Source organism: Bacteroides sp. RTP31139st1_H2_RTP31139_211217 (assembly GCF_040227615.1).
In the GTDB taxonomy this organism is placed as follows: Bacteria; Bacteroidota; Bacteroidia; order Bacteroidales; family Bacteroidaceae; genus Bacteroides; species Bacteroides uniformis.
The window spans coordinates 1-11,870 of sequence record NZ_JBCNZM010000151.1 but is presented as its reverse complement, the minus strand read 5'-3'; the positions used below and the strand labels follow the sequence as shown (position 1 = coordinate 11,870).

The 11,870-nt window shown below is 48.9% G+C and carries 11 protein-coding genes; 8 read left to right on the top strand and 3 right to left on the bottom strand.

Annotated elements, in window-relative coordinates; translation table 11 throughout:
- From ABUA47_RS19260 to ABUA47_RS19250, 3 genes are all read right to left on the bottom strand, one after another.
- Positions 1–1,092: MATE family efflux transporter (locus ABUA47_RS19260; protein ID WP_349831908.1), on the bottom strand; the 1,092-nt coding region annotated here is incomplete at its 3' end.
- Positions 1,093–1,194: 102 nt separating this feature from the next.
- Positions 1,195–3,048, bottom strand: coding sequence for a membrane protein insertase YidC (yidC, locus tag ABUA47_RS19255; RefSeq protein WP_035448466.1), 1,854 nt, complete (start codon positions 3,046–3,048; stop codon positions 1,195–1,197).
- A 31-nt stretch (positions 3,049–3,079) separates the two neighbouring features.
- Positions 3,080–4,699, bottom strand: coding sequence for a CTP synthase (locus tag ABUA47_RS19250; RefSeq protein WP_005829157.1), 1,620 nt, complete (start codon positions 4,697–4,699; stop codon positions 3,080–3,082).
- Positions 4,700–4,969: 270 nt separating this feature from the next.
- Between ABUA47_RS19250 and ABUA47_RS19245 the strand changes: the two genes are divergently transcribed.
- The 8 genes from ABUA47_RS19245 to ABUA47_RS19210 all read left to right on the top strand — a co-directional run.
- On the top strand, positions 4,970–6,409 hold the full coding sequence (locus ABUA47_RS19245; RefSeq protein ID WP_035448468.1) for a DUF3078 domain-containing protein: 1,440 nt from the start codon (positions 4,970–4,972) through the stop codon (positions 6,407–6,409).
- A gap of 230 nt (positions 6,410–6,639) precedes the next feature.
- Positions 6,640–7,059 (top strand): SoxR reducing system RseC family protein, encoded by a 420-nt coding sequence (locus ABUA47_RS19240; RefSeq protein WP_005836985.1) that lies wholly within the window; start codon positions 6,640–6,642, stop codon positions 7,057–7,059.
- A gap of 37 nt (positions 7,060–7,096) precedes the next feature.
- Positions 7,097–7,999 (top strand): Fe-S cluster domain-containing protein, encoded by a 903-nt coding sequence (locus tag ABUA47_RS19235; protein WP_005836987.1) that lies wholly within the window; start codon positions 7,097–7,099, stop codon positions 7,997–7,999.
- A 60-nt stretch (positions 8,000–8,059) separates the two neighbouring features.
- Complete coding sequence (gene rsxC, locus ABUA47_RS19230) at positions 8,060–9,397, top strand: electron transport complex subunit RsxC (RefSeq protein ID WP_005829145.1); 1,338 nt, start codon at positions 8,060–8,062, stop codon at positions 9,395–9,397.
- 6 nt (positions 9,398–9,403) lie between these two features.
- A complete protein-coding gene (locus ABUA47_RS19225) occupies positions 9,404–10,396 on the top strand; it encodes an RnfABCDGE type electron transport complex subunit D (protein ID WP_005829143.1) in 993 nt (330 codons plus the stop codon).
- Positions 10,393–11,058, top strand: coding sequence for an RnfABCDGE type electron transport complex subunit G (locus tag ABUA47_RS19220; RefSeq protein WP_005829140.1), 666 nt, complete (start codon positions 10,393–10,395; stop codon positions 11,056–11,058). The genes ABUA47_RS19225 and ABUA47_RS19220 overlap by 4 nt, the downstream gene beginning before the upstream one ends.
- 16 nt (positions 11,059–11,074) lie before the next feature.
- Positions 11,075–11,659, top strand: coding sequence for an electron transport complex subunit RsxE (gene rsxE / locus ABUA47_RS19215; protein ID WP_005829138.1), 585 nt, complete (start codon positions 11,075–11,077; stop codon positions 11,657–11,659).
- A 93-nt stretch (positions 11,660–11,752) separates the two neighbouring features.
- Positions 11,753–11,870: Rnf-Nqr domain containing protein (locus ABUA47_RS19210; RefSeq protein ID WP_349831909.1), on the top strand; the 118-nt coding region annotated here is incomplete at its 3' end.

Genomic DNA, 11,870 nt, shown 5'->3' with positions numbered 1-11,870 from the left:
CAGATAGGTGGAGCACATCACCCAGAGCGAATGTACGGCAGCGTCCTGCAGGTCGGGTATGTCGGTATAAATTCCCAGAATCAGCTTGGGGAACACCGCGAAAAGCAATGCCAGCGGAAGTACGAAGACGTAGGCTATGCGTACGTGCTGCCGGATGGTGCCTGCCACGCAATCGGAGTGGCCTGCACCGATGAGATTGCTGACCAGTGACCCGCAGGTAGAGGCAAACGCCATGAGTACCATGAACAGTATGCCGGACACGTTGCGGACAATGTTGGTCACTGCCAGCGAGCGCTCTCCCAAATGCTCCACATAAAGGAAGAAAAGGAACCAGGTGGAGAGGGAGAAGAAATTCTGTATCATGGTCCAGAAAGAGACGTTCAGCATCCGTTTCAATACGTCCAGCCGGAACTTAGGAATACGATCCAGCCCGTACTTGCGGCAGTCGATGCGGCTGCGGGTATAGAGGATGAAGAATAACAGCGAAACCAGCTCGGCCAGTGAGGAGCCGATGGCGGCTCCGGCAATGCCGAGCGCTGGGAAACCGAATTTACCGAAAATCAGGATATAGTTGAATACGACATTGCTCAACACCATGACGATGGAGTTCAGTGTCAGTGTCTTGGTCTGGGTGGTTCCCAAGAAAAAGGCACGGAACATGACTGCGCTGAACGAGAAGAAGGCACCGAATACACGCCAATGCAGGTAGCTGGTGGCTGCTTCGTAGATATGTTCCGAAGCGACGATGCGTTTCAGGATAATCGGTGAGAAGCAATAGGATAGCAGGAACATGACTGCCGCCATTCCGACTTGGAAATAGATGCCCTGATAGAACAAGTCACCGATTTCCTTATACTGCCGTTCGCCGTTGCGCCGGGCAATGAGTATCTGTGCCCCGATGCTGAAACCGAAGGCAACCATGAAGATGACCATGTAGAAGACACCGGCGATGGCAGATGCTCCCAGTTCGACTTCGCCCACACGCCCGAGGAAGGCAGTGTCCGTCATACCTATCAGTTGCTCCATAAGGAGGCTGATTAGGATGGGGTAGGCTATAAGCCAGATCTGTTTGTAGGTGTATTTAGTCTGCATAATTTAGAGTCTGTGAATTTTTTCGTTGGTGTAAGGATAAGAAAGCCGGGCAAATGTCATTGTCCGGCTTTCTGCAAAAGAATATCTTGAACGGTAGTCTTACTACTTTTTGTTCTGTCTCTCTTTCATCATCTGTTCCTGCTGTTTCTGCATGGCTTCCAGACGGGCGGCGAAACCGGTTTTCTTCATCTTCTTCGGGTCTTTCTTGTTGGCTTCCAACTGAGCAAGAAGGGCTTCCTCATTGGTTGTCTTGCGCATGATGAGCGTTGTTACCACACTGATTAACGTAGAGATGAAGTAGTAATAGTTCAATCCCGAAGGATAGTCGTTCAATATGAAGAGGAACATGATAGGCATCAGGTATGACATCCACTTCATGGCAGCCATCTGCGGATTGGCACCCGTATCCTGTTGCTGCATCATGTACTTCGTGTTCAATATGTTGGTAACCGTCATCAGCAGGCAGAACAAGCTGAGGTGGCTTCCCAGGAACGGGATATGGAACGGGAAGTTGATGAACGCATCGTAAGTGGAAAGGTCGTCTGCCCACAAGAAGCTCTGCTGGCGGAGTTCAATGGCACTCGGCACGAACATGAACAAGGCCATCAAGATAGGGAACTGTATCAGCATCGGCAGACATCCGCCCATCGGACTGACTCCGTACTGGCTGTAGAGGCCCATCACTTCCTGCTGCTTCTTCATGGCATCTTCCTGCTTGGGGTACTTCTTGTTTATCTCGTCGATTTTCGGTTTCAGTACGCGCATCTTGGCGGATGACATGTAGGTTTTCCACGTTGCGGGGAATACTACAGCTTTTACGATTAACGTCATAAACAACAGTACGATACCCATGCTCAACCCCCAACTGGACAACCAGTCGAAGATGTTGATGGTGAACCATTTGTTTATCCAGCGGATGAGCGGCCAGCCCAGATAGACCAGACGGTTCAGCTCCCACTTCTCGTCACGCCCCTTGTCGAGTGCGGTCAGAGTCTTGTAGTGATTGGGGCCGAAGTAGAAGAACAGCTGGGTAGGTTCCTTGCCGGCAGGGTCGAACTTCGTGCTCATCTCCGCAGAATAGTCCTTAATGTAGCCGCTGCCTTGAGTCTCCATCTTGGAACTCAGTTTGGTCTTTTCAAAGTCGGCATCTGCCAAAAATACTGAAGAGAAGAATTGGTTCTTGAAAGCAATCCAGTCCAGGCGTTCCGGAACTTCCTTTTCGTCGTTCTTGTTGGCAGACAGATAATCGGTACCCTCTCCGGCGATTTTGTAAGTCAGCTCAGCCAGACGGTTCTCGTAGGTGTAACCCTTCTCTATCTGACGGGCACGCTGAGACCACTCGATGTCCACATAATTGTTGGTGGCGGCCAGCTTGCCTTCCATATTGACTGCCTGGATAGTAAAGTCTATCAGGTATGTGTCATTGTGCATGCTGTAGGTAAAGTCGATATAGCTGTTGCTGTCTGCCGACAAACGCATGGTGACGGTACTGTCCGTACGGTTTACTGCGGTGAAATAATAGTCTTCCGTCTGGATAGTCTCTTTCTTGTTGTAAAAGAGGAAATTCATGGAAGCGTCATTGCCGCTGAACAGTGTGACGGGGGTCGTCTTGTCTTGTCCCATGTATTCCTTCAGCGTGGCCGAAGCTATGCGCCCGCCTTTTGTATCTACGGTTATTTCTGCCAGGTTGTTCTGGATGGTTACCTGCGAGTTGGTTCCTTGACGGGCGTCGAAGAAGAGGGCAGTGGAGTCAACGCTTGCTTCCGCTCCGCTTTCGTTGGCCAGGGCTGCTTCCGCCTTGGCTTTCAAGTCGGCTTCGCGCTGTTGCACCTGGGCTATGGAGTCGTAGTAACGTTGCTGTGCTTCCAACTGCTCCTGGCTGGGACGGCTCAGAAAGCTGAAACCTACTAACAATATCGCTATCAGAACAAGACCTGTGATGGTATTTTTATCCATTCTTTGTTGATTACAAATTACTTATTACAAATTATTTCTTTTCGTTTTCATTTTCGATGGCGGCCTTCACGAATGCTACGAACAGCGGGTGCGGATGCAATACCGTACTGCTGTATTCGGGATGGAACTGGGTACCGACAAACCACTTCAATGCGGGTATTTCGACAATTTCTACCAGATCCGATTCGGGGTTTATACCCACACACTTCATGCCTGCTGCTTCGTAGGCCTCCTTGAAGCTGTTGTTGAATTCGTAGCGGTGGCGGTGACGCTCCTGGATATGCTCGGTACCGTATGCCTCGTATGCCTTGCTGCCTTTCTGCAGAACACATTCATAGGCACCCAGACGCATGGTTCCACCCATATTGGTGATGGACTTCTGCTCTTCCATGATGTCGATAACATTGTGCGGTGTCTTTTCATCCATCTCACGTGAGTTGGCATCGGCGTAGCCCAGTACATTACGGGCAAATTCAATGGCGATGCACTGCATACCCAGACAGATACCGAAGGTGGGGATGTCGTGTGTACGCGCATATTTGATGGCTACGAACTTGCCGGCAACGCCGCGTTCGCCGAAGCCCGGACCGATAAGTACGCCTGCCATACCTTTCAAGGCTTCTGCCACATTCTCGTCCGTCAGCTTTTCACTGTTCACGAAGTCTACCGACACCTTGCGGTCATTGTAGGTTCCTGCTTGTGAAAGGGCCTCGCGGATGGACTTGTAGGCATCCTGCAAGTCATATTTGCCCACCAATGCGATGTGCAGCGGGGCAGTCTCTTCGGCTTTGTGACGGCGTTCGAGGAAAGCGCGCCACGGTCCCAGTCCCGGAGTGTCGCCGACGGGAAGTCCCATTTTCTTCAAAATGGTAACGTCCAGTCCCTGGCTCTGCATCAAGATGGGCACCTCGTAGATGGTAGGCGCGTCGATGCTCTGCACCACGGCATTTTCGTCCACATTGCAGAACAGAGCCACTTTCTTGCGCAGGGTGGTACTCAACTCATGTTCCGTACGCAGTACGAGGACATCGGGTTGGATACCGGCACTTTGCAGTTCCTTTACGGAGTGCTGGGTGGGCTTGGTCTTCAGCTCACCGGCAGCTGCCAGGTAGGGGACATAAGTAAGGTGTACGCACAAGGCGTCTTTTCCCAGTTCCCACTTCAGCTGACGGATGCTTTCCAGATAGGGCAGAGACTCGATGTCACCCACTGTACCGCCAATCTCGGTAATAACAAAGTCGAATTTGTATTTGTTTCCCAGCAGTTTTACATTACGCTTGATTTCGTCTGTAATATGGGGAATAACCTGGATGGTCTTTCCCAGATAGTCACCCCGGCGCTCTTTGTCGATGACGCTTTTGTAGATGCGTCCGGTCGTGATATTGTTGGCCTTGGTGGTTTGGATGCCCAGGAAGCGTTCGTAATGGCCCAAATCGAGGTCGGCTTCGTGGCCATCCACGGTAACGTAGCATTCGCCGTGTTCATAAGGGTTCAGTGTACCCGGGTCGATGTTGATGTACGGGTCAAACTTCTGGATGGTTACCTTGTAACCTCTTGCTTGCAGCAATTTACCGATGGAGGATGAGATGATACCTTTACCTAATGAAGAGGCAACACCACCGGTGACGAAAATATACTTTGTTTCTCCCACAACTATATTATTTTATTAATTGTTTAATCTAATGCCAAGAGCCTATACGGCTTGTCGTTCAGGGTGCGCACTGCTCCCGTCAGTACACGTAGAACTTAAAAAGCGCAAAATTATAAAAAAAAGAGGAAGTAGAGAAAGTTTCGATGAAACAATTATTAAAAAATACGATTTCATCGAAGAAAGTCCTTCTTGCCTTTTTCTTATGGCTTTTCTATGTTTTCTAAACATTTTAAGCTAAATTTGCGCTCGAAACATAGACTTTAGGGCATTATGAAGAATAGACACATTGCATTTTGGTTAATTGCTACGATGATTTCTTCGTCGGTGATGGCACAGAATACGCTGGATACCGCCTCGAAGAACAGTGAACAGGAAACAACTGCCAAAGCCGACACCTTGCCGGATATAATGAAAGAATACATGATTCTGAAATTGAAACCGGAAGGTATGGGGTACAGGCTGGATACTGTTTCCATATTATATGAAAGGTATATCGGAGTGCTGGATTATTTGAATGACCCCACGACTCCGGAGCGTTATATACCTTCCAATCCGAACTACTATAGGTTGTTCCTTCCCCTTACCTATTATTATGCCCCCATGAGACGCCTTTCCAAGGTGGACTGGCATTTCCAGGTGCCTGATACGGTGCCTGCCCTGACGCGCGAGATGTTGCCGTTCGACACACTGAGTTTTACCTCAAAGGACCGAGCCAACAAACTGGTGGACCGTACGCTGCTGAACACGTATGTGAATTGTCCCAATCTGGTTGTAATGACCGAGAAGGAGGTGATGAAAGGGAAGATATTCAAGGATAATATAGAGAAGGAGGTTTCTTCCAAGCCGTCCGTCGTGAAACTGTTTGCACAAGAGAATATGGTGGGAGTGAAGGAGGAAGCCGACGTGATTATCCACAAGCCCAACTGGTGGGTGACCGGTGGAAACGGTTCATTGCAGATTACCCAGAACTATATCTCCGACAACTGGTACAAGGGAGGTGAGAGCACTAACGCCGTGCTTGCCAACCTGCAACTGTTTGCCAACTATAATGACCGTGAAAAGATGCAGTGGGAAAATCTGCTCGATGCCAAGCTGGGCTTCAGTTCCGCACCTTCCGACGAGTTTCATAACTATCTGGTAAGCACCGACCAACTCCGGCTGTACAGTAAACTGGGTATTCAGGCTGCGTCCAAGTGGTATTATACCATCACGACTGAGTTTAAGACCCAGTTCTGCAATGGCTACAAGGCCAACAGTGAAGAGCTGGTTTCGGCTTTCTTTGCTCCGGCGGACTGGTCAAGCAGTATCGGTATGGACTACAAGTTGAAGAAGCAGAAATTCAGCTTGTCCGTTTTCATGGCTCCGCTGACGTACATGCTGCGCTATGTAGGAAATAAGGGGGTGAATGAAGTGAGTTTCGGTCTTGATGAGGGCAAATGCGTGAAGCATAACTTCGGTTCGCAGATACAGCCTACACTTTCATGGACCATCATTCCTTCCATCACGCTGGATTCCCGCTTGGACTTCCAGACCAGTTATGAGTGGACACGTATTGAATGGGAAAACACGGTGAACTTTGTGCTGAACCGCTATCTTTCCACCAAGCTCTATGTGCACGCCCGCTATGACGACAGTGCCAAGCCGACGGAAGGGGACAGCTATTTTCAGGTAAAAGAATTGCTCAGTTTCGGTATCAATTATAAATGGTAAATAAACAAATGGTCTGTTCGGAGTGAACAGATTATCTGTTTTGGTTAGTCAGACGGTCTGTTTTTCCTTGACAGACCGTCTGTTTTTTGTCTTTTTGTAGTCTGTGGCAGGTGAAAAAACATAAAAACATAGAAAAAGCACGTTTACGAACACAGAAAATGCATAGGAAAGGTTTGCAGTTCACAAATAATGCGTAAATTTGCCGCGATTTGTAATGCACACTTTGCAAAATGGCGAATACTATAAAACATCAAGGTATTGTGGAAAACATAAACGGTTCTCATCTCCAAGTGAGAATCATCCAGACTTCAGCGTGCGCTTCGTGTAGTGTCAAGGGGCATTGTACCTCTGCGGATACGAAAGAGAAACTTGTCGATGTGGCCGATGCCAATGCCGCATCCTACCAGCCCGGTGACCGTGTATGGGTGACGGGCGAACTTTCAATGGGAGTGATGGCAGTTCTGTTTGCCTTTATATTTCCTTTCCTTATTCTGATAATCTCACTGTTTGTCTTTATGGCTATCTGGAATGACGAGCTGCGTTCTGCACTTTGTTCGCTGGCACTTCTTATACCTTATTATTATATATTGTGGCTGAACAAGTCGCGGATGGGTAAGAAGTTCTCATTCTCCGTACGACCGATGAACTAACTAATAATAAAACAAATAATTAATAAACAACTAATTTATGAATGTAATTCTGATTGCAGTGATTTCATTGGGAGTTATAGCGCTGGTATCGGCCGCTATTCTTTACGTGGCTTCCAAGAAATTCGCCGTGTATGAAGATCCGCGGATTGCCCAGGTAGCAGAGGTGCTTCCCCAGGCAAATTGCGGTGGATGTGGTTACCCCGGTTGTAGCGGATTTGCAGATGCTTGCGTAAAGGCAGGTTCGCTGGATGGTAAACTTTGTCCGGTGGGTGGACAGCCCGTCATGACAAAGATTGCCGAGATTCTGGGCTTGGATGCCGCTGCTGCCGAACCTATGGTTGCGGTGGTGAGATGTAATGGAACTTGTGCCAACCGTCCTCGTGTGAACCAATACGATGGCGCCAAGAGTTGTGCCATTGCGGCTTCTCTCTATGGTGGTGAAACGGGTTGTAGTTATGGCTGTCTGGGATGCGGCGACTGTGTGGCTGCCTGCCAGTTCGATGCTATCCACATGAATCCGGAGACCGGACTTCCCGAAGTGGATGAGGAAAAGTGTACGGCTTGTGGAGCTTGTGCCAAGGCTTGTCCGAAATCTATTATTGAAATCCGTCCTCAAGGCAAGAAATCACGTCGTATTTACGTACAGTGTGTAAACAAGGACAAGGGGGCCGTAGCACGCAAGGCTTGTACCGTGGCATGTATCGGTTGCGGCAAGTGTGTGAAGGTTTGTCCGTTCGAGGCTATCACGCTGGAAAACAATCTGGCTTACATTGACCCCAATAAGTGTAAATCCTGTCGCAAGTGCGAGGAAGCTTGTCCGCAAAACACAATCATTGCCCTCAACTTCCCGCCGCGCAAACCGAAGGCTGACGATACAGCTCCCCAAGTAAAGGTTGCAGTTCCTAAAGCTGAGGTTGAGACTCCTAAAGCAGAGGTTTAGACTTCCCAAGTTGAGGTATGAATTAATAAAGTAAATAAACGACTAAAAATACAGAATTGTATGTTGAAGACATTTTCAATTGGTGGAGTCCATCCACACGAAAATAAACTTTCAGCACATCAGCCTATCATCAAGGCAGAGATTCCGGCCAAGGCCGCTATCTTGCTGGGACAGCACATCGGTGCTCCTGCCAAGCCTATCGTTGCCAAAGGTGATGTTGTGAAAGTGGGTACAAAGATTGCCGAGCCCGGCGGTTTTGTATCAGCAGCCATTCATTCGTCTGTCAGCGGGAAAGTCGCTAAGATTGACACGATTGTCGATGCCAGCGGTTACGCCAAGCCTGCTATATTCATTGACGTAGAAGGGGATGAATGGGAAGAATCCATTGACCGTTCCGAAACGTTGGTGAAGGAATGCAGTCTGACCTCCGAGGAAATCGTGAAGAAAATCGCTGATGCCGGTATCGTAGGTCTGGGCGGTGCATGCTTCCCTACGCAGGTCAAGTTGTGTCCTCCTCCTGCATTCAAGGCAGAGTGTGTCATCATCAACGCCGTAGAGTGCGAACCGTATCTGACTGCCGACCATCAGCTGATGCTGGAACATGCGGAAGAAATTATGGTAGGTGTATCCATTCTGATGAAGGCGGTAAAGGTGAACAAGGCATTCATCGGCATTGAGAACAATAAGCCCGATGCCATCCAGCTGATGACGAAGGTTGCTTCCAGCTATGCAGGTATCGAGGTGGTACCCTTGAAGGTACAATATCCGCAGGGTGGTGAAAAGCAGTTGATTGATGCTGTCATCAGTCGCCAGGTTGCAGCCGGTGCGTTGCCTATCTCCACGGGAGCTGTGGTGCAGAATGTGGGTACCGCATTTGCCGTTTACCAGGCCGTACAGAAGAACAAACCTCTGTTTGAGCGTGTCATTACCGTGACCGGTAAGTCGTTGGCAAAGCCGTCCAATTTCCTGGCACGTATCGGTACGCCGATGAAGCAGCTGATTGAAGCTTGCGGCGGCCTGCCCGAAGATACGGGTAAGATTATCGGCGGTGGCCCGATGATGGGTAAAGCTCTGGTAAATACGGATGTACCGACAGCCAAAGGAAGCTCCGGTATTCTGATTATGAACGAGAAGGAAGCCAAGCGCGGCGAAGTACAGCCTTGTATCCGTTGTGCCAAGTGCGTGGGAGCCTGCCCGATGGGGTTGGAGCCGTATCTGCTGGCTACCGTTTCGGCCCACGGAGATTTTGAAAGAGTAGAGAAAGAAGACATTATGTCGTGTATAGAATGCGGTTCATGCCAGTTCACTTGTCCTTCCAACCGTCCGATGCTGGATTATATCCGCTTGGGTAAGGGTAAGGTAGGAGCGATGATCCGTGCACGTCAAGCTAAAAAATAACGAAGTATGAATAAATTAATCGTATCCCTTTCGCCCCACGTTCACGGCGGTGACAGCGTGAAGAAGAATATGTACGGTGTGCTTATCGCATTGATTCCGGCATTCCTCGTTTCGCTTTACTTTTTCGGACTGGGTGCGCTGATTGTTACGGCAACTTCCGTAGCAGCCTGCTTGTTCTTTGAATGGGCCATCGGCAAATTCCTCATGAAAAAAGAGACCACAACCATCACCGACGGCTCTGCCATCATTACCGGTGTGTTGCTGGCCTTTAACCTGCCTTCCAACCTGCCCATCTGGATTATCATCCTTGGTGCCTTGTTTGCCATCGGGGTAGGCAAGATGTCCTTCGGAGGTTTGGGTTGCAATCCCTTTAACCCTGCACTGGCAGGACGTGTATTCCTGTTGCTTTCATTCCCCGTGCAGATGACGACATGGCCGGCTGTAGGCCAGTTGACAGCCTATACGGATGCCACGACGGCTGCTACGCCGCTGGCTATTATGAAAGGTGTCATCAATGGTGCTCCGGGCATGTCCCTGAGCGACCTTCCGGGAGCTTTCGACCTTCTGATAGGTAATAATGGAGGATGTCTCGGTGAGGTGAGTGCCTTGGCGCTGCTGCTTGGTTTGTTCTACATGTTGTGGAAGAAAATCATCACCTGGCACATTCCGGTATCTATTCTGGTGACGGTATTCGTGTTCTCCGGTATCATGTATCTGGTCAATCCGGAACTTTATGTATCCCCGGTCGTACAGTTGTTGTCCGGTGGTCTGATGCTGGGTGCTGTCTTTATGGCTACGGACTACGTGACTTCTCCGATGAGCCACAAAGGTATGCTGATTTATGGTGTTTGCATCGGCCTACTGACTGTCATCATCCGTCTGTTCGGTGCATATCCGGAGGGTATGTCGTTTGCCATTCTGATTATGAATGCGTTCACTCCGCTCATCAACACCTATGTTAAACCTAAACGCTTTGGGGAGGTAGCGAAGAAGAAATGAAAAAGTTAGAATCATCCTTGAAGAATATGTTGCTGGTACTTACGGGCGTTACCGCAATCTCCGTAGCGTTGCTGGCTTATGTAAACGAATTGACGAAGGAGCCCATTGCGCAGGCCAATGCAAAGACCTTGAGCGATGCCGTAAGTGCGGTGGTTCCGGGCTTCGACAATGACCCCATCGCCGAGAAGAAGATGCAGGAAGTAAACGGAGTACAGTATTCTGTATATCCTGCCACCAAAGGCGGAGAATATATCGGAGCTGCTGTGGAAGCTGTTGCCATGGGTTTTGGCGGTGAGCTGAAAGTGTTGGTCGGTTTCGATGCTGAAGGCAAAATCATCGACTACTCCTTGTTGTCGCATGTGGAAACTCCGGGGTTGGGTTCCAAGGCTGCCGACTGGTTCAAGAAAGGCAATAAAGGTGACATCACCGGCATGAATCCGGGTGAAGCTGCATTGACAGTGAGCAAGGACGGTGGTAAAGTAGATGCCATTACAGCGTCTACCATCACCTCACGTGCTTTTTTGAATGCAGTGAATGCGGCTTATGCTGCCTATGCCGGTCAGGAAACTGCCGACGGCACTACCGGCGCTACTCAAAAGAATGTTGAACAACCTGCTGATTCCGCAGCTCCCGAAGCTGTGGATACACTCAGCGCTAAATGAGAAAGGAGTAGAAGATATGAATAATTTTAAAGTTATGATGAACGGGATTATCAAAGAGAATCCTACGTTTGTACTCCTGCTGGGTATGTGTCCTACACTGGGTACCACTTCCTCTGCCATTAACGGTATGGGTATGGGACTGGCTACAATGTTCGTGCTGATATGTTCCAATGTGGTGATTTCTGCCATCAAGAATCTGATTCCCGATATGGTGCGTATCCCTTCATTCATTGTAGTCATAGCATCATTTGTGACACTGTTGCAGATGATAATGCAAGCTTACGTTCCTGCATTGTACGCCACACTGGGCCTGTTCATTCCACTGATTGTTGTAAACTGTATCGTATTGGGACGTGCCGAGGCATTTGCTGCCAAAAACAATCCGGTGGCTTCCTTGTTCGACGGTCTGGGCATGGGCTTGGGCTTTACCATTGCACTGACATTACTGGGTGCCGTGCGTGAGTTCCTGGGAACCGGCAAGATATTCAACTTGAGTATCCTTCCTGAAGAATACGGCATGTTGGTATTTGTCCTTGCTCCGGGTGCATTCATCGCATTGGGCTATCTCATTGCTTTAATCAACAGTATGAAGAAGAATTAATAATGAAAAATTAAAAATGAAAAAATTGAGAACGTATCGGCGGTAGGCTGCCGGGCTTTTAATTTTTAGTTTTTAATTCTTAATTTAATGATTATGGAATATATATTGATATTTATCTCGGCAATCTTTGTAAACAACATCGTATTGTCGCAATTCTTGGGAATTTGCCCGTTCTTGGGAGTTTCCAAGAAAGTGGAGACTGCATTGGGCA